Source organism: Paenibacillus alkaliterrae, from assembly GCF_021532375.1.
In the GTDB taxonomy this organism is placed as follows: domain Bacteria; phylum Bacillota; class Bacilli; order Paenibacillales; family Paenibacillaceae; genus Pristimantibacillus; species Pristimantibacillus alkaliterrae.
The window spans coordinates 17,034-44,021 of the sequence record NZ_JAKGAP010000009.1 but is presented as its reverse complement, the minus strand read 5'-3'; the positions used below and the strand labels follow the sequence as shown (position 1 = coordinate 44,021).

General features: G+C 49.4%; 23 protein-coding genes and 2 pseudogenes. 4 read left to right on the top strand and 21 right to left on the bottom strand.

Features of this window, described 5'->3' with window-relative positions:
• The first annotated feature begins 4 nt into the window (after positions 1–4).
• A complete protein-coding gene (locus L1N85_RS05270) occupies positions 5–895 on the top strand; it encodes an ROK family protein (RefSeq protein WP_235235633.1) in 891 nt (296 codons plus the stop codon).
• A gap of 58 nt (positions 896–953) precedes the next feature.
• Here L1N85_RS05270 and L1N85_RS05265 read toward each other — a convergent pair whose 3' ends face one another.
• The 4 genes and pseudogenes from L1N85_RS05265 to L1N85_RS05250 form a co-directional block, all read right to left on the bottom strand.
• Positions 954–1,517, bottom strand: coding sequence for a TetR/AcrR family transcriptional regulator (locus tag L1N85_RS05265; RefSeq protein WP_235235631.1), 564 nt, complete (start codon positions 1,515–1,517; stop codon positions 954–956).
• Positions 1,518–1,544: 27 nt separating this feature from the next.
• Positions 1,545–1,935 (bottom strand): annotated as a pseudogene (locus L1N85_RS05260) (MBL fold metallo-hydrolase).
• Positions 1,936–2,144: 209 nt separating this feature from the next.
• Complete coding sequence (locus L1N85_RS05255) at positions 2,145–2,981, bottom strand: phytanoyl-CoA dioxygenase family protein (RefSeq protein ID WP_235235629.1); 837 nt, start codon at positions 2,979–2,981, stop codon at positions 2,145–2,147.
• A 35-nt stretch (positions 2,982–3,016) separates the two neighbouring features.
• The gene (locus L1N85_RS05250; RefSeq protein WP_235235627.1) at positions 3,017–3,862 is read right to left on the bottom strand and encodes a phytanoyl-CoA dioxygenase family protein; all 846 of its coding nucleotides are present in this window, start codon (positions 3,860–3,862) and stop codon (positions 3,017–3,019) included.
• A 125-nt stretch (positions 3,863–3,987) separates the two neighbouring features.
• Here L1N85_RS05250 and L1N85_RS05245 point away from each other — a divergent pair, with 125 nt between their 5' ends.
• Positions 3,988–4,854: a helix-turn-helix domain-containing protein gene (locus L1N85_RS05245; RefSeq protein ID WP_235235625.1), complete on the top strand. Its 867-nt coding sequence runs from the start codon at positions 3,988–3,990 to the stop codon at positions 4,852–4,854.
• Between the two features lie 87 nt (positions 4,855–4,941).
• Here L1N85_RS05245 and L1N85_RS27060 read toward each other — a convergent pair whose 3' ends face one another.
• From L1N85_RS27060 to L1N85_RS05220, 6 genes are all read right to left on the bottom strand, one after another.
• The gene (locus L1N85_RS27060) at positions 4,942–5,073 is read right to left on the bottom strand and encodes a hypothetical protein (protein WP_268818149.1); all 132 of its coding nucleotides are present in this window, start codon (positions 5,071–5,073) and stop codon (positions 4,942–4,944) included.
• 65 nt (positions 5,074–5,138) lie between these two features.
• A complete protein-coding gene (locus tag L1N85_RS05240) occupies positions 5,139–6,050 on the bottom strand; it encodes a sugar phosphate isomerase/epimerase family protein (RefSeq protein WP_235235623.1) in 912 nt (303 codons plus the stop codon).
• A 41-nt stretch (positions 6,051–6,091) separates the two neighbouring features.
• Positions 6,092–6,793, bottom strand: coding sequence for a sugar phosphate isomerase/epimerase family protein (locus tag L1N85_RS05235; RefSeq protein ID WP_235235621.1), 702 nt, complete (start codon positions 6,791–6,793; stop codon positions 6,092–6,094).
• Between the two features lie 11 nt (positions 6,794–6,804).
• Positions 6,805–7,761: a phosphotriesterase family protein gene (locus L1N85_RS05230; protein ID WP_235235619.1), complete on the bottom strand. Its 957-nt coding sequence runs from the start codon at positions 7,759–7,761 to the stop codon at positions 6,805–6,807.
• A 33-nt stretch (positions 7,762–7,794) separates the two neighbouring features.
• Entirely contained in the window at positions 7,795–9,081 is a 1,287-nt protein-coding gene (locus tag L1N85_RS05225) for an FAD-dependent oxidoreductase (RefSeq protein WP_235235617.1), read from the bottom strand.
• Between the two features lie 74 nt (positions 9,082–9,155).
• Positions 9,156–10,016: a YhfZ family protein gene (locus L1N85_RS05220; RefSeq protein ID WP_235235615.1), complete on the bottom strand. Its 861-nt coding sequence runs from the start codon at positions 10,014–10,016 to the stop codon at positions 9,156–9,158.
• A 297-nt stretch (positions 10,017–10,313) separates the two neighbouring features.
• Between L1N85_RS05220 and L1N85_RS05215 the strand changes: the two are divergent.
• Positions 10,314–10,538, top strand: a pseudogene (locus tag L1N85_RS05215) (LysR family transcriptional regulator substrate-binding protein); the annotation flags it as partial.
• A gap of 37 nt (positions 10,539–10,575) precedes the next feature.
• Here the strand turns inward: L1N85_RS05215 and L1N85_RS05210 are convergent.
• The 5 genes from L1N85_RS05210 to L1N85_RS05190 all read right to left on the bottom strand — a co-directional run bounded on the left by L1N85_RS05210 (position 10,576) and on the right by L1N85_RS05190 (position 17,662).
• Positions 10,576–12,354, bottom strand: coding sequence for a cache domain-containing sensor histidine kinase (locus L1N85_RS05210; protein WP_235235613.1), 1,779 nt, complete (start codon positions 12,352–12,354; stop codon positions 10,576–10,578).
• The gene (locus tag L1N85_RS05205) at positions 12,351–13,892 is read right to left on the bottom strand and encodes a response regulator transcription factor (protein ID WP_235235611.1); all 1,542 of its coding nucleotides are present in this window, start codon (positions 13,890–13,892) and stop codon (positions 12,351–12,353) included. Before L1N85_RS05205 ends, L1N85_RS05210 begins: the two co-directional genes overlap by 4 nt.
• 142 nt (positions 13,893–14,034) lie before the next feature.
• Complete coding sequence (locus L1N85_RS05200; RefSeq protein WP_235235609.1) at positions 14,035–15,699, bottom strand: extracellular solute-binding protein; 1,665 nt, start codon at positions 15,697–15,699, stop codon at positions 14,035–14,037.
• Between the two features lie 75 nt (positions 15,700–15,774).
• Complete coding sequence (locus tag L1N85_RS05195) at positions 15,775–16,671, bottom strand: carbohydrate ABC transporter permease (protein WP_235235607.1); 897 nt, start codon at positions 16,669–16,671, stop codon at positions 15,775–15,777.
• A 34-nt stretch (positions 16,672–16,705) separates the two neighbouring features.
• Positions 16,706–17,662, bottom strand: a complete 957-nt coding sequence (locus L1N85_RS05190; RefSeq protein WP_235235605.1) for an ABC transporter permease — start codon at positions 17,660–17,662, stop codon at positions 16,706–16,708.
• A gap of 193 nt (positions 17,663–17,855) precedes the next feature.
• Between L1N85_RS05190 and L1N85_RS05185 the strand changes: the two genes are divergently transcribed.
• On the top strand, positions 17,856–18,731 hold the full coding sequence (locus L1N85_RS05185) for an alpha/beta fold hydrolase (RefSeq protein WP_235235603.1): 876 nt from the start codon (positions 17,856–17,858) through the stop codon (positions 18,729–18,731).
• A gap of 46 nt (positions 18,732–18,777) precedes the next feature.
• Here L1N85_RS05185 and L1N85_RS05180 read toward each other — a convergent pair whose 3' ends face one another.
• The 6 genes from L1N85_RS05180 to L1N85_RS05155 all read right to left on the bottom strand — a co-directional run bounded on the left by L1N85_RS05180 (position 18,778) and on the right by L1N85_RS05155 (position 26,987).
• Positions 18,778–19,236: a DUF421 domain-containing protein gene (locus tag L1N85_RS05180; RefSeq protein ID WP_235235601.1), complete on the bottom strand. Its 459-nt coding sequence runs from the start codon at positions 19,234–19,236 to the stop codon at positions 18,778–18,780.
• A gap of 129 nt (positions 19,237–19,365) precedes the next feature.
• Positions 19,366–20,154 (bottom strand): YheC/YheD family protein, encoded by a 789-nt coding sequence (locus L1N85_RS05175; RefSeq protein WP_235235599.1) that lies wholly within the window; start codon positions 20,152–20,154, stop codon positions 19,366–19,368.
• A 93-nt stretch (positions 20,155–20,247) separates the two neighbouring features.
• On the bottom strand, positions 20,248–20,508 hold the full coding sequence (locus L1N85_RS05170) for a hypothetical protein (protein WP_235235597.1): 261 nt from the start codon (positions 20,506–20,508) through the stop codon (positions 20,248–20,250).
• Positions 20,509–20,865: 357 nt separating this feature from the next.
• Positions 20,866–24,303, bottom strand: a complete 3,438-nt coding sequence (locus tag L1N85_RS05165) for a glycosyl hydrolase 53 family protein (protein ID WP_235235595.1) — start codon at positions 24,301–24,303, stop codon at positions 20,866–20,868.
• A 21-nt stretch (positions 24,304–24,324) separates the two neighbouring features.
• The gene (locus L1N85_RS05160; protein WP_235235594.1) at positions 24,325–25,368 is read right to left on the bottom strand and encodes a glycoside hydrolase family 53 protein; all 1,044 of its coding nucleotides are present in this window, start codon (positions 25,366–25,368) and stop codon (positions 24,325–24,327) included.
• Between the two features lie 56 nt (positions 25,369–25,424).
• Entirely contained in the window at positions 25,425–26,987 is a 1,563-nt protein-coding gene (locus L1N85_RS05155; RefSeq protein ID WP_235235591.1) for a DUF3502 domain-containing protein, read from the bottom strand.
• Position 26,988: the final 1 nt, after the last annotated feature.

Sequence of the window (26,988 nt, the reverse complement as noted above, 5' to 3'; positions counted from 1 at the left end):
TTACGTGAGTATAGCAGTAGGAATTGATATCGGTGGAACGAAGATAGCGTACGGATTCGTGGATCAGCAGGGAACAGTGCTGGCCAAAGGTTCTTTAAAAACCGATCTGTCGGTATCGCCGTCCGAAATGACGGAAAGAATGGCGTCAGCAGTAAAGCAACTGGCTGAGCAAAATGGACTTTCGCTTGAAGCGATGAAGGGGATCGGCGTGGGCGCGCCCGGACCGCTCGATACTCGGAACGGGAAGCTTACCTGTCCGCCAAACCTTAAAAGCTGGTGGGACTTTCCTGTCGTTGAAGCGCTGGGATCGCATCTCCCTCTACCTATTAAAATGGAGAACGACGCGACAGCTGCCGCGCTTGCCGAGAAATGGCTTGGAGCGGCGCAGGATACCGAGCATTTTATTTTCATTACAATAAGCACGGGGATCGGCGCAGGCATTTATTTGCACGGCAAGCTTATTACCGGCTCTACGGGCAATGCCGGCGATGCCGGCTTTATGATCGTCGATCCGGACGGGACGCCTTGGGAGCTTGTAGCTTCGGGGACCGCCATTACGCGTCAAGCGACAGAGCTGCTAGGGCGCGACGTTACCTCTAAGGAAGCGTTCGAGCTGGCGGCGCAAGGCGACCCGCAAATGTCAGAGTTGATCGACCGCGTTTTCGGCTATATCGGAATGGGCTGCGTATCGCTCATCAATCTATTGGATCCGAACAAAATCGTAATCGGCGGCGGCGTCTCGCAGGTTGGCGATCCGTTATTTTCAGCCGTTCAGCAATATGTATCCAAACATGCGCTAAATCCGTCAGGACGGCAAACCGCCATCGTTCCAGCTCAACTGCAGCAGGATGCAGGTCTGATCGGTGCGGCGGCATTAATACAGAAGTCTTATTAATAGGACAAAAGAGCAGTAGCGCTAGCGAATCAGCCGGGCTATTGCTCTTTTTTTGTCATTAGGACTGCCTTAATCCCTTTAAATAGGCTTGCAGCACGATTTTCAAGCTTTCGTCGACAGCCTGCGGCATGCCGAAGCCGCCCTTCTGCTCGATGGAGGCGAACCCGTGCAATAAGCTGCGAAAGCCGCGTACAATATGGATTGACATGTCGGCGTCGAGCTCATAATAGCTCAGCGTCCCTACTAATATATCGACCAGCACCCGCCCTGCTTCCGCATATTCCTTCTCCCCGGTATCTGGAGCGCGCAGCGTTAGCTCGTATAAGCCCGGGTGGGCGCGGGCAAATGCGATATAGGCCGCAGCTATGGCAAGCATAGCCTCGTCTCCTTCTTTATCCTTTAAATCATCGTTTATGACAGCGGTTAGCTTCTTCAATCCGTAAATGGCCAGCTGGATGCGCAAACCTGTCAATCCTTTGATATGATTATATAAGGAAGGAGAACGTACGCCTAATTTTTGCGCAAGCGAGGCGAGCGTTACCTCTTCCACGCCGGAAGCATCGGCAATTCCGGCCGCCGCTGCTACAATCGTCGGTAAATCAAGCCCTTTTCTGGGTGTCATGCAGATCATTCTTCCTTTCGTTATCTACTAAGCCAATGACCGCTCCGCCTCGGCGATCGCCCGATCCATTAACCGCCTCGGCTGCATCGACATGTTGCCGTGTCCCGTCGCAAGCAAGGACGGATTTAATGCGCTAAGCCTTCGTGCCGTTTCCAGGCTTGTTTGTTTATCCCAGGTGGCCATGGCCGGAAAAGGGAACAGCAGTCTCATTTGTCCGGAAACCGCGACGCCTGTGCACGATCCGAGTAATCGGTTTCTCCATCCGCTCTGCCGCTTGAAGGATTGCCTTAACGTTATTCGGAAGCGCGGCGTCAACAAGCGTTAAGCCATCCTCCTCTTCCACCAAATAGCAGTTTACCGGAAAAATAGTTGGTAAATACGTCAACTGTACAACCGTCTTCTCACGAATGAACCTCATCCCTATCGGCCTCCTCAAATAAAAACTAATACCATTAGTTTTATAATAAACTAATGGTATTAGTTTTAGCAAGCCCATTTTCATTTTTTAGTAAGTGGCAACGGCTCACGCAGCCGTTTTTCCTTCACGTTTCCAATTTTAGAAACAGCTGTCCTGCAGTCATTAATCCCCTGCATTCTCATCGAATACCGAGGGCTATTGGCTAGCGGTTACCATTCCCAGGGCATCTTAACCGGGTAGCCGACTTTTTCGGTGCGCAGCAGCTGTTTGGAGCGTTCCGGAAGATTCTCGTAAACTTCCGTCGGAATTTGAATCTGGTAGCCGCTGCCGTACCAGTCGCGGTTGTAGATCAGCGCGATGTTCGTGCGGCGGTATTCGGAACGGTTCGGCGTGCCGCGGTGCCACATACGGATGTCGCGGATGACGATGGAACCGGCGGACATGTATACTTTCTCGGAATGCATGTGCTCGGCCGCTCTCACGATGTGCATGTGCGGATTGATCACGCCGCCCAGCGTATCCTGGTTCGCGCGGTCTCCGTGCAAATGCGTGCCGCCCGGCCATACTTCTAGCGGCCCGTTCTCCTCCGTCGTATCCACAAGCGGAATATTCAAGACGAGACTGAATGGAGGCAGCGGAACCGACAGGTCCGGGAACAGCGGGTTGATGTCGCAATGCACGGCTTGATAGTCCGAACCGGGCATCGGCGTATCGGATGCGAAGTAGACCAATTTATTGTACTCTCCAAGCAGCCCGTCGATAACGGACATCGCGATCGGATGCTCGATGATCGAGGCATCACTGAACGGATGCTGGAACGGCAGATGCATCTGCGCCCGGTTGGTGCCAGTGTTGTAGCCTTTCTTTTCGATGTATTCATCGAACAACGGATCGAAAGCGCCGCGAAGCTCCGCCATTTGCTCGTCGCTGTATACTTTGTCGAATACAATATAACCGTTCGCTTTTACTTGCTCGATAGCGATTGCAAGCGTTTCCGGATCGAGGCGGCCATTTTTAATTTCTTCAGGTGTCAATTTGATTTTCATTTTTTTACCTCCGTATATAGTCGTTTATTATCGTTTTATGAATCGGCTTTTTCTGAATAAGCGAGCGGAAAATATTCACTGTTGTACAATTGCCCTTCTTTGGGACGGGACCCCAGCAGCCGGATATTGTCCACGTTATGACCGCGGTTCTTATAGTACGTGCCATCAGGCATCAGATGAGCCACAATGGACAACCTTGGATGCTCAGAATAATTTTGGCCTGAGCCGTGAATCGCCAAGGAATGATGGAAGCTTGCCTGACCGGCCTTAAGAATCATCGGCACTTCCTTCCAATCCCTCCCAGCCCCCTCAAGCCTGGACTTGACAGCATCAAGATCCCGGTTGAAGAAACCGTCGCTCCCTTCAAGCAATCCCCATTTGTGGGAACCGGGGATAACGGACATGCAGCCGTTTGACAGATCCGTATCCTGGAGAGCGATCCAAGCGGTAACCAGATTGTCCGTATTCGTGCATTGCCAGTATATATAGTCCTGATGCCATCCTACATTCCCAAGTGAAACAGAATCCTTCTTGCCGGTGCCTGTACCCGGTTTGTAAATAATCTGATCGTACCACAACCGCGCTCCAGTGCTGTCCATCAAGCCGGCGGCGATTCGGCCGAGCACCGGATTCGTCACGGTATCCCGGATCACATCGTTGATCCACCAGGTATTGTCGATTTTTCTAAGCGACTTGGGTTCCCCGTCCCATTCTCCCAGCGGATATCCGTCGCCGTCGTAATCGTTAGCCCATACGCGGTCATGCGCTTGGCGCATAGCCTCTATTTCTGCTTCATCAAATAGCACCGGGCTGATCCAATAGCCGTTCTGCTTGTAAAATTCCTTATCTTCTTGGGTAATAAGTCCAACTGTATCCTTCATACGCTTAATCCCCCCTTCAACTTCGTAATGACTTATCCGTCTACCTGTATTGTATTTCACTATCCGGATTCCGTATTGTATAATCAAATTATATTTGTAAAAAAGTAAGAAAAAATGAGGTTATTATGAGAGAATACCATTCGGCTTCGCCTCTCAAGGCGCTTATTGAATTATTCGATTCGGAGTGGACGCAGTTCTCGATTCATTCGTTTGGCTTCTGGAGGAACAGAGGCTGGAACGGGGCAGTCTCCGGGTTCGAATTGAATTACTACACTCGGGGGGAAAACACTGTCGTGCAGGATAAGCGCACGGTGTCCTTCAAGCAAGGGGACCTGTTCCTGGTTTCGGATTCCATTCGTCACAGCTTTTGTTCGGACGGATCGTTTGACTTGTATTATTTGATGTTCCATTTCGATCGCCCGGAATTGAATTCACGTATGCGAAGTCTGTTTTCCCAGTCGAAGCTTGAGACAGAGCCGCTGTCCGTACCCAGCTTGCAATCCGACCTTCATACGCTAATTACCGAGCTGCGCATGAATCGTCAAACTTCCGTGATGGCCAAACATTATTTTCTTCATATATTCGTTAAGATACACACTGTCCTGATGCAGAGCGCCGGGCAGCGGAATAAACACGAGCGAATCGTCCGTCAAGTTATTGAAGATATCCAAGAGCGCCTGGACAGCGGACTGAAAATTTTATTGCCTGAAGTGGCCGCAAGACATTCCCTCAATGAAAGATATTTGAATCATATCTTTAAAACGATAACCGGAACTACGCTCGGACAGTATATTCTCACATTCCGGATCGAATGGGCCAAACGCCTGCTGGAAACGACCTCGATGCTGGTTACCGAGATTGCGATTGTTACGGGCTTTTTTGACGGCGCTCATTTCTCCAAAGCGTTCAAGGCCAGTCAGGCGATTTCTCCGCTTGATTACCGGATGCGGCATGCCTTTTTACCGGTCGATCCCGAATCCGAACCGCAGTAAATAAAAAAAGGACCCCCTGCAGTATGCAAAGGGTTTACCGCTTGCGGTATTTTCCACTGCCTGCTGTATAGGGGGTGCTTCATTCGTTTAATTCAGCTTCTGTAAGAAGTTAGCCCGCAGCTTGTAATAATTCATCCAAGCTTCCAACTGTTTGGCTTCCCCTTCAACAATATCCGGCCTCGACAAAATATCGGTGTATTCTTTATAGAATATAAACATTGGAAACCTCTCTCCTTTTTAGTACACGTAAGCGTTTCCATTTCATTAATAAATGATCCTGTCCGCTAAAACTCCGCCAGCCAGCGCTTCAGGCCTTCGATCGACAGCCTTGTATCTTCCGTCAGCGTGCGCTGCGGGTTATTGTCCTCGCGGTGCCACAGCTCGAAAGACAGCCAGCCCGTGTAACCGATTTCCGCGAGGGCGGCGATCAGATCGCGCATGTTAATCTCGCCCGTAAGGATATCCTCCGTCGGAATGTCCCCGTTCTGGTTCCGCAGATGCAAGGCCGCGACTCGATCCGGATATTTCCGGATCCAATCGATCGGATCGCATCCAGCCGCATGGGCCCATCCGGTATCGATGCAGAGCCCTACCTCAGGCGAAGCGTATTCGATGACTGAGCGCAGATCGCCTTCCGCATTATGCTTGTCCGCCGCGTGATTGTGCAGGCTTACCTTCAATCCGAGCGGTCGGACTGCGGCGGCGATTCTCGCAAGATTATCGCCCTGTCTCCTGAATTCCTCTTCTGTCTTCGGCTGAGCCTCTCCCCAGCCGCCCTTCGGATCGGCATTGATGATGAGATCGGTGCCTCCGGCTTCCGCAAGCCGCCTTGCAGCCGGTATGACATTGTTGTCGATGTCGAGCGCTTCGAACGGCTCGTGCAGCGCCAATCCCACATACGTGCCGGAGACCGCCAACCCAAGCGCTTTGGCTGTCTCCGTCTGTTCCGGCACGGCGTCAATCTCCACCGCGTCAAGGCCCGCTTCAACGCATTCACGGAAAATTTCCTCCCATACCGGCTCCTTGTCCTGCGTCCAATAATTCACGTTCCAGCCAAACATGCTGGTCGAAAATCCTTTGATTTCCATATTCTCCGTATCTTCCCTCTCAGCTAAACGCTCACATTCCGCAGTTGTCCGCTCCCAACGCGCTGCGGCTGGCCGGATTCGGCGCAATCGTATATCGCCTGCAAACAACCGAGAGCATTCCTTCCGCTCTGTTCCTTCCTCATCTTTGCTTAAGACCGCAGCTTTAATTGATCCATCAATTCCGCTGTCCGGTCATACGCTTCGGTGACCCATTCGATGATGCGGTCCGGATCGTCGGCAAATTCCAGCTCGATGGACACTACATCGTCGTATCCGCATTCGTGCAGCACTTTCAGATACCCTTCCAGATCCGCGTTGCCCCTTCTAGTCGGCCAGTCGTTATGAATGGTGCCGTCGTTGTCGGACAGATGAACGCCGCCGATTTTCCCTTTCAGCCGTATGATCTCGGAAGCGGGAACGCCCCTGACGTGCAGGTGGCCAAGATCCACGTTTGCCAGGCAGTTGGACTTGTCGACGTCCAAAAGAAACTTCTCCATCGTGTCGATGTCGTTAACCAGCGAATAGGAGAACGGCTCCAATTCGACAAGCACGTTCATCTCGCACTTGGCCGCATAGTCGGACAATTCCTGCGCCGCCTCGACGGCCTGCCGCCACTGCAGCTCGGGTTTGATCACATTTTTCTCCCAGATATATTCTCCAAGCACGATCAGCAGATTTTTTGCGTCCAGATAGACGCCCATATCCAGCAGCCGCTTATAGGAATCGATCGCGTACCTGCGGACGTGCTCCTCCAGCGAGATCAGCTCCGGATACGCCGAAACCATCGAGGAAATCGGCATGTGCCTCTCGTCGCACAGCTTCTTGATGCGTTTCAAATTTCCCCGCTTCATTCGCTTGGCTCTTATTTCGAAAATGAAAACGCCCGTGCAGGATTATGAATCATAAACTTGGCAATCGTTTCTGCGCTGAGCCCATTCTTCATCAAGCGCGGAATAAAGGATTGCGCCAGATGGGCCATGCCGGGACCTCCGCCGTATGCTTTCCAATAGGAACGAAGCGCAAAGTCAGTGCCGAGCAGGATCTGATCCTCGAAGCCCGCCTCCACGACTTTCACGATCAAATCGATGATCATGCTGTCCGGCCAGTATTTGATCCGGGACGCATTGTCGTATTCCAGGAAGATGCCGCTCTCCAGCATGGCGGTATGATACTCGAGGTCCGGGTTGCGGTCCGTGTGGCAAATAATGATCGAGTCCGCCGGAACGCCCAGATCGGTCAGCAGCCGGATCTGCTCCAGCCCCATCGTTCCTTCTTCCGTGTGAGTCGATACGGGGGCCCCGGTTATGCTCTGAGCTTCTGCGACGGCATTGAACAATTTTTGCGACACGGCGCTGATCCGATTATAGTCCGATGCCCCTTTCAGCAGTCCCGCACGCGCCTTGATGCGCTCCACGATCGGTCCGTTGTGGCTGTGCCGGTCCATCCCCTCCATGACCTCTGCCGCCAGCAGGTCGCAGATCTGACGTTCCGAGTAGTGGTAAATCCAATGAATATCGTCGTAATACATCGGTTTATGGAATCCGGTTGCGGCAATTACATGTGTACCCGTACGGACAGCGATCTCAACAAGCTTCTCGGGATCTCGGCCGCAATCGAGCGGCATCATGTCGACAAAGGTTTTGATGCCGTACTGCTTCACGTCTTCCACTTCCTTGCAGGCCGCCTCCACACTGTTAAGCAGCAGGTCGCTTTTCTTCATCACTCCCAGACCGCCGGAAATAATAAGATGCTCATGCGCATACACCATGCCCAGATTCGCGGAATCGACATCGCCCAGTACCGTTCTGACTTTTCCCACTTTTGTCCCTCCCGATCGAAAATCTGATTACTTCTAATCGATGATTGCGTACTGCTCTGTAAGCATGCGTCGCACCGCGTCGATATCCAGATCGGCAAAATCAGTTTTGTCCTTAGCCGCAAGTGCCGCTGCCGTACCCGCCGCCTGCCCCATGGCCATCGACTGCGCTGAATTCCGTGCGGATGCCTGTGCTCCATGCGTCGCGGACAGACATCGTCCAGCCACAACAACGTTGTGCAGAGCGACCGGGATCAGGCAGCGGAACGGAATATGATAATGCCCGCCGTCCGACACATACGCCCAACGCGTGCCTTCGCCGGGGTGGTGATCCTCGACCGGAGCACCGCAGCAGGCGATGGAATCGGAGAACTTTCGACCGCTGATGACGTCATCCTCGGTCAGCGTATAATGTCCTTCGATTTTACGCGATTCTCGAACGCCAATATATTGGCTCGTGCCGATTAGGAAGGCGCTTTCAAATCCCGGAATATGCGACTTCAGGAAAGCGGCATACTGCTGCACCTGCTTCCTGCCTTCGAGTTCGGCCTTCGTCAACGCGAAGGGATCAGTAGCGTCGATGTTTTTTACTCGTACCATGTTCGCCTGAATGACACCGGGGTTCGGCGTCCGGTGATACGAACCGTCTTCCCGGGGAAGCGTAAACTTACCTCTCCGGTTCGCTTCCTTCATCCGCTCCGCCATCTCGCGGTGGCTGACCGCAGCCGCACGCTCCAGATCGACGTTGCCCATGAAAAATATCGTGCTCAGTGACTGGTTCGGCTCTGCCTCCGATCCGGCATTGAAGCCTCCGCCCGCGCGGGCTACAATATCGGCGTCTCCCGTCGTGTCCACAAAAACAGCCGCTTTCACTTCCGTCAGTCCCGCCTTGTTGGCGAGCCAGACGCTGTTCACCCGACCATCCGCCGCTTCCACATGACACGCCGTCGTATGAAACAGAAGCCGGCAGCCCGCTTGCATAACCAGATCCTCATAAGCGATCTTCAGCGCTTCCACATCGTAGGTGAGCCCGGTTCCAGCACCATATGTATTCTGCCTCTCAAACAGCTTATTTTCCCTGCGCAGCCGCTCCACAATCTCGTCGGGGATGCCGCCTACGACTTTTCTTGGATGCTCGCCCGGCGTATAAAATCCGTAAAAGGTATCTACCCCCGTCGCCGTCCGGGAACCTCCGAGACAATTCTGGCTCTCCACGAGCAATACGTTTGCGCCATTTCTTGCCGCCGCTGCCGCAGCCATAACGCCCGCAGCACCCCCGCCCAAAACTACAATGTCCGCCACTTCCGTATTTCGCTTGATCATGAATGCCGCCTTTCTCTTCTTTGCATAATGTAAGATTTAACGATACTTCGAATTTAGAATTTGACGGTGCCGGATCAATATGCCGGGGAGCGCTTGCGTGTGATAACCTCCTGCTGTATATTCCTGATCCTCCCGGCATCGCACAGATCCTCGAACAGAGCAATGATTTCTTCCTTCGCTCCGTCGACCACAAACGCAGCCGCCATATTTTTCTCTGATTCTGCCCTCGGCGTCTCCACCTGCTGAACCGCAAGAACGTCGATCAGCGCAGCCGGAACGAGCTGGGTGCTGTGCCATACGGCAGCATCGATAACGCCGTCCGCAATCAGATAAGGAATGTTTCCGTAATGAACATTTGTTTTCTCGTTGCAGGAGAAAATTTCGTCCGACAGGGCAATGTGATCGTAGGATGTCGGGTCGAGGCCGATCCGCCATTCGGTCATGTCCGAAATCACATCTTTTCTCCGCAAAATAATCAAATCGATATAATAGCTGTTGTTGTCCAGCATCGACACAATCCGTAAATGCGGATGCTCCGCGCAGGCCTGCACCGCAGACAAATGCGACATAATCACAAAATCGCACTGCCCGCTGAGCAGCTGCTTCACCCTGATTGTCGCACCGTTTTTGAACGTCAGGCTGCATGTGATTCCCTGTTCTATGAACATCTCGATCAGTCCGGATGCAAGACCTTCAAATTCGATTGTATTGGGCAGCGGGGACGATCCGACCAGCGATCCTTGCTCCATAATAGCCCATAACGCCGACATGTCCTTCTCCAGGAGCAGGGTGCCAAGCTGTCCTTTCGACTGCAGTTTAATCGCACCCGTTTCCTTGAGCACGTTCATCGCCTTATCCACAGTGCCGAAGCCGACGGAAAACATAGACGCCAGATTGGGCGTGGTGGGAATCTTCGTACCGACCTTGCATTTCATCAACTCTCTAGCTATGCTTTTGATTAAATCAGCCGATTTGGAATTTAAATTTTTCATATTTTCAGTATACGGAAAATTGAAATTAAGTCAACCCCCTTTGCAAGCATTATCTGATTCCCTACCTGGAGCAGTTTCATGCCGCTTACCCTGACATGCGCATCCGCGTAACGAATCGGACGACTCCCGAGACGGAAGCTTGATCAGGTTAGCCAATATCCTTTGCTGCTTCTCTAGCAAGGGAGCAGCACCAGGCGCTTTCTTGATCAGTTTGCCGAAACGCACGGAGTCAAGTTTTCGCCTGAGCTCGAGCTTGGCAGCACCGATCTGCTTGCGCAGTTTGCACGAATCGGTTTCGGACTGGCCTTTCTCATCCGCAGCTATATCGAAGGCGAACTGGCTTCCGGCGAGCTCGTCGAAATTCCACTGCAACAGCCCCTGCCGCCGCGGAGCATCGTCATCGCCACTCTGCGCGGCGTTCCGCTGTCCCCCGCCGCGAAGCGCTTTATCGAGATCCTTCCATAATATAGGTTTTACTACATAAACATAAAAAAACCGCCCCTTACAAAGGGCGGTTCGAAAGCTTATCGTGCATTTTTGCAGGTATTCTTATGTTGACCGAGGTACCCATCCCTCTTTTGCTTGCAATACTTACACCATATTCATTGCCGAAATGCAGCCTTATTCTGCCGTCCACATTACGAATGCCATAGCCGACGTTAAGGCTTTCCACTGGATCAAACAACTGACGAAGCGTGTCCGGATGAATGCCGATCCCATCATCGATGATTTGGAAGGCAATCAGCCCTTCCTCCAGCTTCCCGACAATTCGAATGTTTATACGATCGCCATACCACGCATGCTCCAGCGCATTTTCAATAAACGGCTGCAGGATCAGCTTTACGGTCGCGAAGCGAAGAATGTCCGGATCAACGTCGAACATTACCTGCATCCCATCCCCGAATTTCGTCTTCTGAATGTTAATATAAGCCTCAATCTGTTCCAGCTCATTCTTAATCGGAATAACCGTTCGGCCTTCATTAAGCGACAACCGGTAAAATTTGGCTAAATCGAGTACCATTCGCTGCAGCTTACCGATCTCGCCGAACTTCGCAAGCCGGCTGATGGAGGATAACGTATTATACAGGAAATGCGGATTAATTTGCGCTTGCAGCGATTCGAGTTCCGCTTCCTTTTTCTTAATATTCGTGACGTACACTTCATGGATCAATTCATCGATGTTCCGGCCCATTTCATTCAAGGCGATGGAGATTCGAGTAAACTCATCCTTGCCCTTGAAGTTAATGCTTTTGTTGAAATTTCCTTCTTGAAATGCGTCCAGAACGCGGACGATTTTGGAAACCTTGCGGGAATAGAAGCGGGAGATGAACAAGCCCGCCACAGAAAACACGATATAACAAGCTAAACAGATCAGAATGGTCCATAACCTGACCTTCTCCGTTGCCTTTTCCATAATATCGGTCGGTACGAGCGCTACCAATTGCCAATCGAGCTCAGGAATCGTCTCATCGATGACCCAGTAATCCGCCATTTTGTCCTCGCTCAAGGTTTCATCGAGCCGATACTCCGTTTCTCCTGAGGAGAACATGATTTTGCGGCGTTCGTCCACCGCGAATATCGCCGTTCCTTCCCCCATTTTCTCGTAATCGACGCTTTCAAGCAAATCGGTGAGCCGCAGGCTGATCCGGACAAAGCCGATCTCCTCCAGATCCAACGGATCATTGGTATCGACCAGCCTTCTGAGAAGCGAAATATGGCCGAACTTCTTATCCCCTTCTACCTGCTTCCATTCCATCGTTTCCCCGTACCGCTCTTTCGGATAATTCGTATACCAAGGCCTGTCCATTATCCGCGTAATATGATACAAATCGAATAACGGACCCTCCGAGCTTAAAGGATCGTTATTCTTGTAGTTATGATAAATTTCCGGCAGCGTATCGTTATGCAAATACACCGCGAGCCGCATTTTGTTATTGGCAGCCTCGATCGTGGTCTGTATTTTCGGGAGCAGCTGCTTCGTCGTCGCTTCGTAGCTGACCCAGCCCTCTTCATAGTGACGCAAGTACGAAGCCAAGTTGCTGTCGGTATAGAGCATATCCGAAATGCGCGACATGTCCTCCATCTTATAAACGATATTATCCTTCATTTGCTCCAAGGTGCCCTCATTGATCTCGCGCGTGCGCTCTTGAATGGAGGTCGTGAATATCGAGTTGGCGGCATAGCCTGCAAGGAGCACCGGTATAATAATGAAAATGCTGTAGGTAAGCATGAGCTTGATGCCGAAAGGGACATAGCGATGCTCTTTCGCGCCCGTCTTCATGCTCGTCTGAACTCCAGCGGCGTCATGCCGTACGTCTCTTTGAATTGTCTGCTGAAATAAGGCAAATGGCGATACCCGACCTGATCGGCGATTTCGTATATTTTCAGATTCGTCGTCTTAAGCAGCTCGCATGACTTTTCCATCCGCAGCTGAATAAAATATTCACTGAAGTTTTTACCGGTCTCCTCTTTAAAAATAAGGCCCAAATAGTTCGGCGACAACGAAAACTGCTCGGCCAAATCGCGCAGCGTAATGTTGTCTTTCGTTCGCTCCTTCATATAGTCGACCATTTGTTTAACGAGCTTCCAGTTTTTTTTGTGCTTATTCGATTGAAGCGTTTCCGAAATTTCATATACCCTTCGTCTAAGCCATAGATGAATATCGTTAATCGTTTCGAATTGCATAAGAACATCGTAATGATCAAGCTCCATGCCAAGCAGCTGAAATACGTTCTCGTTCGTTCTTTGCAAATATTGATCCAGCTTCATCAATATAAACAAGGCATAATTCCGCAGCGTAAATTTAGACTTCAAGCTTTTGGCAACCTGAAACAGACCGTCCAGCTCATCATGTATCCGGACAAGCTCATAGTTGGACATGGCTGCGAACAAAGCCTCGAGCCTTTCATCCAGGTTTTTGACGTCTTCCATCTCCGCAGGCCTTACTTCGCCATAGCCGATAATCTTGCCTTTGCCATGGAACATTTTCAAATCCAGCGCTTCCACCGCTTGGCGGTAGGAGCTTGTCAAATTGGGAAGGGAATGACATAATTCGCCGACGCCGACCGTAATCGTAAAAGAGTGTACTCCATTAACCCGCTCTACAACGCTCTCTAATACAGCGGAACTGCTTGCATGCTGAATCAGCAATGCTACGCGAGCTTTATTCATTTTACAAATATGCTCGACGCCGAGCTGCGTGCATATGGAGACGACCTGCTCCATTTCATCTTTCTCCGCGCCGCTTTCATCCGCCTGCCTCCACGACCTGTCATCTATTTCAAGGACAGCTATACAGCCGGGCCAGCGGAAACGATTCAGTTCATACTCCTGATTCAGAATATCGATCGTTTTATCGCTGCATGGCCCTTCCAGCAGCTGCAGCAAATATTCATTTTTGACGATCGGCACCATCTGCCAATACGCATCCTGCCTGAGCCGCTCGTGGTCCAAATCCTCGCGCACCTTGATCAAGGAATCTACGAGCTCTTGATCATCCATCGGCTTCAGCACATAATTGACCGCGTTAAGAGATAACGCTTGCTTGACATAACTGAAATCCTGATAACCGCTGACAAAAATAATCTTGATATCCTTCCACTTTTCCAAAGCATGTCTGGCTAGCTCCAAGCCTGACATATTGGGCATTCTTACGTCTGTCACGAGAATGTCAATTTTCTCTGCGTCGAGTACCTTGCAGGCATCGAAGCCATTCATCACGCCGGCTACGACCTCCATACTTAGCTCATTCCACGGAATGAACGTCCGCATCCCTTCTAAATCCAGTCTCTCGTCGTCTGCCAGCAACACTTTATACATGATATTCTCAGCTCCGTTCTATCAAGACAATAATTGCATGCTAAACATAGGATTGCCCTCCACCTATCTATTTATCTTAAAATAAAAAACCCGGGTATACTAAGAAGATTAGTATACCCGTCGGTTTTTTAAGAAGCTATGCTTACTCGGTTTTCATTTTTACAAGGTTTTCTTGCCATTTTTGCGTTTTGAAGGCAAGAAGCTTGTCGTAGCCAGCCGCTTGAGCATCCTTCTCCGCTTGATCAAGAATCTCGAGCACTTCCGCATCGCTTTTCGCGAACAATGCTTTCGCTTTTACTTCAACATAAAGATCCTCGATACGCTGGCGGATAATGCCTTCCTCGGTTTCCGGCTGCGGATCAATGTTAATGAATTCCGTAGCGTTCGATTGCGTTTTCCACGTAATTTCACGCTGGTAGCGAGTCGCCCAGTTCTGCTGATCCACAGGCAAGGTTGCTTCGAACTTCGCTTTGGTTTGGTCAACGAATACCGTATTGCCAACCCAGTTCAGGTTCGTCGTAACGGCTTGAAGCTTCGCAAGCTCGCCTGCTTCTGACGTATACTTCTCCGTAAAGACCGGAGTCTCGCCATCAGCCTCTACGCCATCCCAGTAAATGCCGGGAGGTCCCCACATCAATGCGCTTTGCCCTTCCGGACCAGTCAGCCAATCATAGAAAGCAAAGATCGCTTCCGGGTTTTTAGCCGATTTCGTAATAACCGTTACGTTCCAGCCCAGCATACCGTACGTGCCAGGGAAAACTTTGTTTTTATCGATACCTTCTTTGTGAATCGGCCAGATCATGAAATAACCTGCTTCAGGATCTGTTTTTGTAAGTTCAGCATGTGCTTGCATCGCGATTTCGGTCGGACTTGCTGCTGCGAATACCGCCACGCGGCCTGTCATGACCTTCTCGGTAATTTGATCCATCGTTTGCGTCATGGCATCTTGAGTAATCAATTTCTCACGGAACAACTTCGCTTGGTATTGCGCAGCTTCGCGGAATGCAGGATCAAGGAAAATCGAAGTCAGCTTATCGCCGTTAGGAACGGCGCGCATGCCCGGGTACTTTTGGTCGTTTTCTTTGAACGCGGAGTACAATACGTCCAGACCTTGCCCGTCTTTTGCCAAATGCGGCTCATAAGGAATGACATTCGGATATTTCTCTTTGACTAGCTTCAAGTAATTGTACAGGTCATCTGTCGTTTCCAGCTTAGGAGAGCCCAGCTCCGTATAAATTTTCTTGTTTACGACGTAACCGGCATTGCCATTCGGTTGTTTCGTATACCAGTTAGGGAACTGGTACAGCTTGCCGTCTTCCGAGCGAAGCATGTTGATGCCTTCCTCGCCCAGCCATTTTTTCAAATTCGGATATTTGTCGATGTAATCGTCGAAAGCAACAAGCATATCGGCGTTGCGCAATTTCTCCACGTCAACGCGCTCAAGCCAAATTGCGTCGGGCAAATCGCCGGTTGCGATCATTGTATTCAGCTTTTGAGGAGCCGCACCGCCGGAATGAATCGGTTTCACATTTACCTTCTTCGTATCTCTAATCCATGTGCTTGTTATGTCGCCGCCCCATTCAGGCATCGTGTACCAGTCGTAATGACCGTAAAGGGTGAAGTCAAGCTGTTCCTTGCCAAGCTCGAACACGGCTGCCGGATTGTTGCCGTTATTAGCCTCAGCATTGTTGCCATTAGCCGTTTCTCCGTTGCCGGAATTACCGCCGTTGCTGCTGCAGCCTGCCATTAAGGAAATGGCCATAAATGCGGAGACGATTGGGACGAGCAGTTTGTTTTTCGCTATCATCTGTTTAAAATCCCCTTTCAACATCTTTTTATATGTTCAAAGCTTGCGCTCTAAACTTCTTTTCATACACGGCCGCTACTCTTTCAACGAGCCTACAAGAACGCCCTTCACGAAATACTTCTGAACGAAAGGGTATACCATAATGATCGGAATGGTTGCGACCATCATCGTCGCCATCGAAAGCGACTTGCTCGTAACCGTTCTCATCTTGGCCAATTGGCCTTGCGCCGCCGAGTCAAGCTGCGACATCTGATCGGATACGATATTGGAGTTCAGAATTTGCTTCAGCATCGTTTGTATGGGAAGCAGATTTTCATTGGTAATATAGATACTTGGCCCAAACCAATCATTCCAATGAAAAACGGCTGTGAACAGCGAGAGCGTTGCAATGACCGGTCCCGAAAGCGGAACGACGATCCGGAAAAAAATGCCCCAGTTGCCGCTGCCGTCGATTTTCGCCGATTCTTCAAGTCCGGCAGGCAAGCCTTTGAAAAAGGTGCGGAATATGATCATGTTCCAGACGCTGATGAGCGACGGGATAATAAAGACCCAGAACGTATTCATCAGATGCAATTCGCGGATTAACAAGAAGGTCGGAATAAGTCCGCCGCTGAAATACATCGTTATAATACACAGAATCATATAAAACTTGCGGCCCATGAGCTCATTCTTCGATATGCCGTAGGCGAAGATGGCCGTTAAGAGTATCGATGCCGCCGTACCGGCTACCGTCCGGGCAATCGAGACAAAGAATGCGCCGACAAGACGCTCGTCCTTAAAGACGATGCTGTAGTTTTCCAGCGTCCAATCGCGCGGCCAGAAGGTTACACCGCCCATCGATGTGTCTATTCCACTGTTGAATGAAATGACGAGCGCATTCCAGAATGGATAGAAGGTCATAAAAGCTAATAATGTAAGCAAAACATAGATTGTGACCGTCATTACGCGGTCTCCAAAGCTGAGCCGAATCACTGCATCATCCGCCTTTCCGGGCTAATTATATCGTTTACCACAAGCTGCTGCCGGCTCTGCGTGCCAGATAGTTCGCCATCGTCAACAGCCCGACGCTAATTATCGCTTTGAATAGTCCTACCGCAGTGGCGTATGAGTATCTGGAGCTTTGAATACCGACTCGGTATACGTACGTATCGATGACATCGGACACGTCCCGGAGTACCGGGTTTACAGCTAGCAGGAGGATATCCTCGAAGCCTGCATTGAGCAAGTTTCCTATCGCCAAAATCATGAAGATCAGAACGACAGGCATAATGGAAGGCAAGGTAATCAAAAAGATTTGTTTGAACTTGCTCGCTCCGTCCATCGACGCCGCTTCGTACATGCTTGGATCAATACTTGCGATCGCCGCCAAATATACGATAGATCCAAAGCCGATTTCCTTCCAGACGCCGGTCGATACAAGGATGGACCAGAACAATTCCGGAAGCGATAGGAAATTAATCGGTTCTTCAATAAAATTCATCTTTTCAAGCAAAATGTTAACACTGCCATTATCAGTCGAAAGCATCGACATGATAAGTCCCGCAACAATAACCCAGGACATAAAATGCGGCAGGTAGCTTACCGTTTGCACGATTCGCTTGAACATTAAGTTCTTCACTTCGTTAAGCATTAACGCGAGCATGATCGGTGCCGGAAATCCTATGAAAAACTTCAACAGGCTGATGACGACCGTGTTTCGCATGACCTCAAAAAACTCCGGGGAGTTAAAAAACATTTCGAAATGTTTGAAACCAACCCACGGGCTTGCCATAAATCCTTTGAAGATGCTGTAATCCTGAAACGCCATAAGCACGCCGTACATCGGAATATAACTAAATACAAAAATTAATAATAATGCAGGAATAACCATTAATTGAATGTCGATTTGTTTTATAAACCGAATGAACACATTTTTAGTTTTTGGTTTCAATTCCAGCTCATGATTAACGGAAAGCTGCGCCACTGTTCAATCCCCCTTGCTCTTGTTGTTCTATTAACATTCTATCTCGATGCTAGCAGCACTGCCAGCTAACTGATCAACTAAAAATGATACTTTTCAATCATCGGGAGTTAAACATACCTGAGGAATATTTTTAGCATGTATCAGGAAAAGCTAATTTAGCATTCTAGCGTACTTACCAGAGGAGTGAATACATATGCCAATTAAGAATATTAACGGAACTATGCTTCATTTCCGTAAAATGGGAGAAGGAACACCGATTGTGTTCATCCATCCCCCGCTCCTTACTAGCGCCAACTTCCGTTACCAGCAGGTACAGCTGTCAGATGAATTTCAGGTTATCACCTTTGATATTCGCGGACATGGACAAAGCGGCAAATCGGACGCTCCTATCACCTATAAACTGATCGTCGAGGATATCAAACAATTGCTTGATCATCTCAATATCGAAAAAGCTGTCGTATGCGGCTACTCGACAGGAGGAGCGGTCGCTTTAGAAGCAATTCTAACTTATCCGGACCGTTTTTCGGGTGGAGTTCTTATTAGCGCCATGTCTGAGGCAAGTGATTTCATACTGCGTAACCGTATTCGAATCGCAAGCGGATTATCAAAATGGAAAATCGCAATTCGCATGTTAATGCTGGGCATTACATGGGGAAATTCAGACAATATCCCGACGTTTCGCAAGCTGCTGAACGACTCTAAAAGCGGAGATAACCGTAATATTCATCAATATTATCGTTATAGTCTAAACTATAATTGCACGAAACAGCTCTCCCGAATCAAAGCGCCTGTCCTGCTGCTTTACGGCGACAAGGATCGGGGCTTTAAACGCTACAGCAGAAAGCTGCAGAAAGGACTCCGCAATTGTAAGCTGGTTACCTTCCGCAAAGAGAAGCATCAATTGCCGACGAAAGCGGCAGTGGAAATGAATGAGGCCATGCGCGCGTGGATTCATCAATCGATACAAGATAAGCGGGATAACTTGGAAGCGGGGTACCCGATACCGGAAGCATATATTTTGGACAAAATCCAAATGGAGGACTTAGCGTCCAAATCCACCGATAAATAATCCGATTTCTTCGAAAAAAGACACTGACCTCATTCGGTCAGTGTCCTTAATTCTTCTTGTTTTTTTCAATAACGCTAAGCTTTCCGTTCGGCTCCATAAAAGCTTGTTCGATCTGATCAAGGCTTGATAATCCTTTAGTACGCAATTCCTGATCTAAGTTGTTTTTCGTTATTCTTGCCTTTCGTAATCCGTTTAGCAGCAATTTACCGTTTTCAATCAGCTTGATTGGACTGCCCATCACTATTTTTTCAACAACTGTGCTCTTCATGGCAAGCATGCTGATTATCAATTGCATCATCACCAGTCCGGCAATGGCTGCAATCAGAATGAATAGATTTAGTTCAGGATCAGCTAGTCCGTCACCAATTATCGCACCTATCGCTATGACGACGACCAAGTCAAAATCCGTTAATCTTCCCACCGTTTGACTTCCCATTACCCGAAATGCCAATAATCCAACTGCAAACATCCCAGCTGCTCTTAAAACAGAAAGCAGATAATCCATGTCATGTCCTCCGTTTGTTTATTCAAACCATATGTTACACAAATTTCTTTATAATATTCCTCAAATTTTGTAATTAATTTACAACCTAAGAAGCAGGCCAAGTATTTTCCTTGGCCCGGTTCTCAATTTCTATTTTGCATCGTACCTGCCATAGCTGGCCGCAAACCGCTTCATCTTGTTGTATGCCCGCCGATCAAGCTGCTTTAGCGGATGAAATTGCGGGTGATTCGAATTCACCTCAAGCACCCATAGATGCTTCTGCTTATCATAAGCGAAATCGATGCCCATTTCGTGCATGCCTGATTGTTTCTTGCTTAATGTCCTTGAGATGCTCAGCGCCGTTCGAGTTAGCTTCCGGACTCGCCGAGCCGTCTCCGACTCCGCTATTCCCTGCTGCTTGCCCAGCTTCTTTATGGTATAAATCATGCCTCCCTGATGATAGTTCGTTACGATTTTATGCCGGGCTCCTACCTTCACCATGAAGCCGGTACATATCCAGGAGCCTCTTGGCTTGCGCTGCACCATCGCTCTTATATCATAGGGACAGTCATTCACGCAATCCAATGAAATGCCCTTTTGAATTATGAGCCTAGAGGACTTTGCATTATTTATTCGTTCAAACACGTCTGTAAGGGAGCTGAACGAAGTTTGTACTTGTTTCTTTTTCACAATCTCATACAGTCCATAACCCGACTCCGCCCGTTTCAGCATGAATATGTCCATTCCCAGCGAACCGACATCCGGCTTCACATAGACTATATCATAGCGATCCATCATCATTTCCAGATTCGCTCGACTGAACGAAACGGTTCGCGGCACATGCTGTTTCAGCTTCTTATTCGCGGATAAGTATCGGCAAACTCGAAGCTTCCCTCTAATCTTTCGGCTGGCATAACGCTTCTTGTACAATGCTTTCACCTCATCCTATGTTATGAAGAAGGAGGCGCGGGAATTTGGACGAACGTGTATAGACGCGAAAAATACCATTTAGGCGCAACATTAATCCATAAATTATGGCGTGGAATTGGATGTTATGACCGAAGCTCTGGTCAGCAAGGATTGCTTCATGACGACTTGTTTCGCGGTTTGTCGTTGGATAGGCGGCGGTTGATGAAAAAAAGATTCGTTGTGCAGCAGTTCACTTAACGCCTCCGTGGCTGCTTGTGCGGCCAGGGCTTCGTTTTCGAGCAAAAAATAAGCGACTTGATAACCATAGACCTCGTATTGCTTTAGTACGGCTGCTTTTCTCTGCAGCTCCTGCTTCTTATTCATTGTCATTTGCACCCTGCACATTCACCTTCCTAATATCCCATCACATTTGCAATGACAAGACGTAAAGTCGATTGTGGGTGAATTAACTATACACTAGGACATTTCGTTCACATAGTACTATGTTTTCATAGTACCGCGGTTCATTAGGATGCGGTACGTACGGCACGAGCTATTGACGAATTTATTACGGAGTAGGTTCCAATTTAAAGTTGCTTGATGAGAAAAGTTGATTTATTGAAGGAAAGTAGAATACCATTCAAAATGGATTTAAGCAATTTAGTCAATTCTCGGAAGCCTAATCTCAAACCAAAGCCGCACCTAGAAAAGCGCTAGGTGCGGCTTTGGTTTATTTGTAATTTAAAGAGATATCAATCGATAAACAGCTTGAGTAGCCTCGGCGCGGGTCATTTGCCCATTCGGTACAAACCGGTTGTCATGACGTCCTTTCAGTAAACCGGTCTCAAAGGCGGACTTGATGGACGCCATTGCCCACCCGTCTATCCAGTCGGAGTCAATGAAAGGTAAAGCAATCTCCGAGGTTGCCGAGGTATCCGAGGTATCCGTTTTAATCGAGTAAGCCTTCATCAGCATGACAGCCATTTCTTGGCGCAATATTGAAGCATCCGGATCAAAGCTCGACTCGCTGCGACCGTTGATGATTCCAGCCTCATATGCCGCGGAAACGGCTTCCGTATACCATGCGTCATCTGCGACATCGGCAAAGTTATGCTTCTGACCGCTTTTGAGCTTGAGCACTCTTACCAGCAATTCGGCAAACTCCGCACGGCTCATCGTACGGTCCGGCTCGAAGGAGGAGACCGTAGTTCCTAAAATAAATTGCTTGGCCGCAAGCTCGCTGATGACGCCATGCGCCCAATAGCCGGCCGGAACATCGTCAAACTGCTTCGTGACCTTGAGCACCGCGTACATACTGAAATGTTCGATCTGTACAATCCACTCGCCATCGATCAGCTCACCGCCCGCATACTCCAGACTGCCGTCCTCGGCGATATAATAAACACCTGCTTTATCGTCATTTGAAGCTGCTCCTGCCTTAAGCCGGATCTTGATCGGCTTGCTGAACTGTGACAGCACCGCTTCGTCTCCTGCGCCGTTTTTGATGGACAGCTTGAACTCATAGGCTTCCCCAACAAGTTCAATTCGGGTGTGTTCCGCTTGCTGGCCGCTTTGTTCAAGCATCTGCTCCGTATCCGTTTTGCCTACAGGCTGCAGCTTCAAAGTTATCGAGCTGTTAGCCGTACCGGTAAACTTGCTTAGAAGCTCCTTGAACAGCTCGGCCGGGATCTCTACGGATAAGTTTTCCGCTTCGAATTTCACCGGTTGCTTATTCAACTGATCATAGAGACCTGACGGGATTACAACCTCCGTGACAGCCGCAGGCAGCTTAACTGTGCTGGACCCGTCTTCATTTTTTTTCATTTGTCCCGGTGATACCGTCACATTGCCCGGCTTCGGCAAATTGTCCGAATTTCCAGTCCCGCCCTGCGAAGGTTCGGCCTTGTTGACCATTACGAGCTCAATATCATCGAAGTTGCCCCAAGTTCCCGCAGGCGCCTCGACGTCAAAGCCGATCATTGCTTGACCGTTCGTAACGACAATATTCGGCACAATATACTGCTTCCACACATTGAAGCCTGTATTGACGACATCGGTGCTTAGCGTCGTCCCGCCTGCCGTTTCCGCGAACAGCTTCAGCTTCGTTTCGCCGCCGCCGCCCGAAGACCAGCCCTTAAGCGCATAAATTCCGTTCTCTAAGCCGGTCACGGTTTGCGTTAATTGAAATGCGTAATTCGAAGCATTCCAATAATTGAAGGAATACGTACCGGAAACGGCTTTGCCCGCATTTTCTTCAATTTTCCCGGAGTTCTCCGTTCCCGTTAAGGACCAGTGTTCCAGGCTGCCCCTTTCGAAGCCTTCATTCTGAACCATGTTAGGAACAGCTTGCTCATCCGTCTTCACCAGCTCGAAATCATCGAAATAACCCCATACATCGCCGGGAGCCTCGACATCGAAGCCAAGCTTCACTTGTCCATTCGTCACCTTGATATTGCTGATTTTATACTGTTTCCACACGTTCCAGCCCGTATTAACGGCATCGACGCTAAGCGCTTCACCGCCGAAGTCTTCGGCGAACAGCTTCAGCTTCGATTCGCCGCCGCCGCCGGAAGACCAGCCCCTCAACTCGTAAGTGCCGTTGTCGAGCCCGGTAACCGTTTGTGAAAGTTTATAAGCATAAGGAGTACCGTAATAGTAGTCGAATGCATGATTTTGCGAATGAGCATCCCCTGGGCTATTTTTAACCCTAGCAGCCGCTGTCGTCCCCGAGACGGTCCAACTTGTCAAATCGCCAGTTTCGAAGCCTGGATTTTGCACCAAATTCGGATCTTCCAAAATCGTTATTTTTATCGTCGCCTTTTGGCTGATGCCGCTCACCGTACCGTTTACGGTAAATGTACCAGACGTGTTCAAACGCTCCTCAGAAATCTCGTCCCAAACGACAGGCTGCGGAGTAATTGAGCCTTCATTGAATAAAACATTCACTTGAGCCGGCAGCGCAGGCGTTTCTCCTAACGAGATAATCGCATCGGTAGCCGCATATACCATGATCGGGGTAAGCGCATCCATGCTGCCTGGCGTATAATTGAATGCATCCAGCGAGGAAAGAGCCTCGCCGTCAAAATCGAACATCGCCTGATTTTCCCAGCCGTTCCCCTCGCCCAGCGTCCAGCCGACGCCCGCAACCCAAGCGGGCTCCCAGTAAAATGCGCCGAGCCCTTTGCCCTCATCGACATCGGCAACCGTGTTGAATACGGTTTCAGTTACCAGCTTCTGATTTTCCACAGTAGCCGGAAAACCTGCAATTTTCGTCTGATCTGCGCCCACAATGTTAGACAGAGAATCGTCATTATCGAGCGTAAAAGCATAAGCCATCTCGGCTACGACGATTTCTTTGCCGTACCTTGCAACCATATCGTTCATGTTTGTTTTCAATTGCTGAAAGGTTCCGTGCCAGTATGGGTAATAAGACAATCCGATAACATCGTAATCGACCTGAGCCGTTTCCACTTGGTCAAAAAAGGTGCGGAATCGGTGATTGTCGCCGCCCTCGGCCAGGTGCAACATAATTTTCGTTTCATGCCCTACTGGCGTCGTATCGCGAACTCCGCGCACGCCCTCCTTCAGCAAATCCGTCAGCTGGGAGAAGTTGGCGGTCGATCCCTCGGGATGAATCATGCCGCTGTTAATCTCATTCCCGATTTGCACCATGTCCGGATAAGCGTTAACCGCTTTCAAGCTGTTCATTACCTCAGCCGTATAATCATAGACGGCTGTCTTCAGACCTGCAAAATCAAGGTCCTTCCAAGCCTCCGGCTTCACCTGCTTGCCAGGATCCGCCCAAAAGTCGGAATAGTGAAAATCGACAAGCAGCTTCATGCCGGCCGCCTTCACCCGCTGGGACATCGTAATCAAATGAGCAGCGTCGTTAAAGCCTTCGGCCAATACCGGGTTATTCCACACGCGCAAACGGACATAGTTGACGCCATGCTCTTTAAGGATGACCAGAAGCTCCTTTTCCACTCCCTCATCATAAAATTTAATACCCTTAGCCTCAATCGCCTGAAGCGTCGAAATGTCTACCCCTTTTATAAAAGTGTCCGGATCGGACAGCGCTTCCGCGGAAACCCGCTCTTGCGGACCCGCAGCCATTAACGTTGTAAGCGCTATCACGAAGGTCAATAAAATGTTAAGTCTTTTCTGATACCATGCACTCATATGCTTTTCCTCCTTAGTAGATTATGTATTTGATTGTAGCGCTTCAAGCGCAGGCTGCACCCGGCCTTCATGATCAAATAGGGTCAGGTTCAACCAATTGTTTGCATGGCCCACCGACCACTCTTCCTTCGACGGGATCCAAGCCGGCTCCCACCAGTAGAAGCCTACGCCGCGGTCTCCGGCAGCCTTCTTTATAATCCCAATCAGGTCGAGCAAATAATCCGCCTGTCCTTGAACGGTCGCAGGGTATCCGGCATGCAGCTGTTCCTCTTTATCCACTATGCATGATCTGCCCTCCGAAGCATCCAGCGTCCAAGGGTAAGCGGTTTCAACGACGTTAATATCTTTGCCGAAAGTGCTTGTCAGCTCCTGCAGATTGTTGTTGAGATCGTCCAGACTGCCGTGCCACCAAGGATAGAAGGAGAGACCGATCGTATCGTATTTAACGCCGTGCTGAGCGAATTTTTCGAAAAATCTGCGGCTTGCCGCCAGATCCCCGCCCCGGTCGATATGAATCATGATATTGATCAAAGGTGCAACGGCTTTTGCGGCCACGATACCCGATTTCACCAGCGTCGTAAACTTCACCCACTGCTCCTCTGTATCGAATTCCCCGTCAACCTTCCCATCGTTCCACAGCATGCCGGGAGTAATTTCGTTGCCGATCTGTACCATGTCCGGCAGCGTGCCCTGTCCCTTCAATTCCGACAATACAAAATACGTATAATTAAAAACCTCATCGTTCAACACATCAAAGCTAAGATGCTCCCACGCTTTCGGTTTCCATTGATTCGCGGGATCCGCCCATTTGTCCGAGTAGTGGAAATCAAGCAGAAAATGCATATCAAGCGCTTTTATCCGCTTTGCCATAAGCAAGGTCCGCTCCAGATTGCAAAAGCCGCCAACAGGGTCGTTCCAAATGCGCAGCCGGATCGCGTTGACGCCGTTATTTTTCATAATTTGCAGCGCATCGGCCGATTGACCGTTTTCCTCATACTTTCCGCCAGACATTTCGATTTCATCCAAAAACGACATGTCCATGCCTTTAATAAATGTCTTTGTCATTTCCCATGGCTCCTTAAAAGAAAGGAGGAGACTTTCGCCACCTCCTTTTCATCTATTTACTTGCTTGCAAGAAAAGCATCGATTTGCGATTGAAGCTCTGTCTGCAGCTTTTCAATGCCGGCCGCTTGCAGTTGCTTGATCAGATCCGCTTGGCCTTTATCGATATCCTTGATTAAGCCGTATTCGAGAGGAATCGCATAACGAAGCATAACATTGCCGATGTTGGCTACTTCGTTTTTCACATTCGCATCGTTGAATACGAAGGTTTCCAGATCGAAGTTGTAAACCTTTTGCTGCCAAGCGTCAGCGATTGCGTCCGCTTCGGCAGGGAATGAAGCATCCTTGCGGTTCAGCGGCGAGTTAGCGCCCCAGTTGGAGAAGCCCGTAAAGTTAGGCGTACCTGCAGTCGCGTTGAATTTATCGTCGCCTACCGGCTCATAGTGGGTGCCTGCAATGCCGTACATGAATAGATCATGGATTTCTTTATCGTTTTGCAGCAAATCGATAACCTTTAGCGAACGCTCGGCTTTTTTGGAAGGCGCATGAATCCCGAAGCCGTTTTGCGTCGAAATTGCTGCGATTTTCTTTTTGTCAGGCGTAAGATCCGCGATTGCAAGCTCAACTTCAGGCTGCTCTCTGCGAAGCTCGGCCAAGTTCATTGCAACCGTACCCAGATTTTGGGCGTAGGATGCCGTTTTGCCGGCTTTCATATCCTGCCATACGTCATTTTTGTTGCTGACTACGTTTTTTGACCAAGCATTATTGTCAGCCAGATCTTTGTAGTATTTCAGAAGTTCTTTAAACTCCGGCGTATCGTATACGTTAAATACTTTTCCGCTCGCATCGTCAAGCTTGTAAGCCAGCGGCATGTTGTAGTCTACAAGATTCCATTCATTTTGCTGCTCGAGCAGGATTTGGTCCAGCTCATGCCATTTCCAGCCGTCAGCCGCTTTAGCGTTGTAAGCGTTGATGCCTTTTTCATTAGCAGCGATCGTTTTTACGTAATTTGCAAACGTTTCAGGGCTGTTGACAGGGTCAAGATTGTGTTTCTTGCGAAGGTCATCGCGGATCAGAACCGCTTTATCCGTTACTTCAGGGTTGTTATTCGGAACCATGTACTGCTTGCCGTTCACCTTCGATTGCTCCCAAGCGACTGCTGGCATCGCTTCCCATGTAAGCGGCATGTTTTTCTTAAGCAGCTCGTCAGTCAGCTCAAGGAAACCGCCTTTTAGCGCTTGATCGTTATAGAACGCCCAGTTTGCCGTATAAGCGATATCAAAGTCTTCGCTAGCCGCGAATTTCAAAGGATATTTTTGCGTCCAGTCGGACCAGTCCAAAAATTCGGCTTCAACCGCAGCATTGACCTTTTCTTTCAGTTTTTTGTTCAACTCTCCAAAAACCGTATCATAGTCGATTGGCTTTCCGCCAACCAAAAGCATCTTGATGACAAGCTCCTCGGAATTTCCGTCATTAGCTGCCGGCTCCGTCGTTCCTTCGGATGGCGCGTTGCTTGCTTCAGTGTTATTGCCTGCATTGTTGTTGCTTCCGCATGCGCTTAGTACCGTTGTCAACACAAGAACTAAGGCGAATAATAGAATAAATGGTTTTTTGTTTTGCATG

Excerpts from the sequence above, each read along its gene's own strand:
- L1N85_RS27060 (WP_268818149.1), bottom strand. The coding sequence starts at position 5,073 with ATGTTTATATTCTATAAAGAATACACCGATATTTTGTCGAGGCCGGAT.
- L1N85_RS05155 (WP_235235591.1), bottom strand. The coding sequence starts at position 26,987 with ATGCAAAACAAAAAACCATTTATTCTATTATTCGCCTTAGTTCTTGTG.
- L1N85_RS05160 (WP_235235594.1), bottom strand. The coding sequence starts at position 25,368 with ATGACAAAGACATTTATTAAAGGCATGGACATGTCGTTTTTGGATGAA.
- L1N85_RS05255 (WP_235235629.1), bottom strand. The coding sequence starts at position 2,981 with ATGAAAATCAAATTGACACCTGAAGAAATTAAAAATGGCCGCCTCGAT.
- L1N85_RS05205 (WP_235235611.1), bottom strand. The coding sequence starts at position 13,892 with ATGTATAAAGTGTTGCTGGCAGACGACGAGAGACTGGATTTAGAAGGG.
- L1N85_RS05235 (WP_235235621.1), bottom strand. The coding sequence starts at position 6,793 with ATGAAGCGGGGAAATTTGAAACGCATCAAGAAGCTGTGCGACGAGAGG.
- L1N85_RS05245 (WP_235235625.1), top strand. The coding sequence starts at position 3,988 with ATGAGAGAATACCATTCGGCTTCGCCTCTCAAGGCGCTTATTGAATTA.
- L1N85_RS05210 (WP_235235613.1), bottom strand. The coding sequence starts at position 12,354 with ATGAAGACGGGCGCGAAAGAGCATCGCTATGTCCCTTTCGGCATCAAG.
- L1N85_RS05265 (WP_235235631.1), bottom strand. The coding sequence starts at position 1,517 with ATGACACCCAGAAAAGGGCTTGATTTACCGACGATTGTAGCAGCGGCG.
- L1N85_RS05185 (WP_235235603.1), top strand. The coding sequence starts at position 17,856 with ATGCCAATTAAGAATATTAACGGAACTATGCTTCATTTCCGTAAAATG.
- L1N85_RS05170 (WP_235235597.1), bottom strand. The coding sequence starts at position 20,508 with ATGAATAAGAAGCAGGAGCTGCAGAGAAAAGCAGCCGTACTAAAGCAA.
- L1N85_RS05225 (WP_235235617.1), bottom strand. The coding sequence starts at position 9,081 with ATGATCAAGCGAAATACGGAAGTGGCGGACATTGTAGTTTTGGGCGGG.
- L1N85_RS05165 (WP_235235595.1), bottom strand. The coding sequence starts at position 24,303 with ATGAGTGCATGGTATCAGAAAAGACTTAACATTTTATTGACCTTCGTG.
- L1N85_RS05200 (WP_235235609.1), bottom strand. The coding sequence starts at position 15,699 with ATGATAGCGAAAAACAAACTGCTCGTCCCAATCGTCTCCGCATTTATG.
- L1N85_RS05250 (WP_235235627.1), bottom strand. The coding sequence starts at position 3,862 with ATGAAGGATACAGTTGGACTTATTACCCAAGAAGATAAGGAATTTTAC.
- L1N85_RS05180 (WP_235235601.1), bottom strand. The coding sequence starts at position 19,236 with ATGGATTATCTGCTTTCTGTTTTAAGAGCAGCTGGGATGTTTGCAGTT.
- L1N85_RS05220 (WP_235235615.1), bottom strand. The coding sequence starts at position 10,016 with ATGAAATGCAAGGTCGGTACGAAGATTCCCACCACGCCCAATCTGGCG.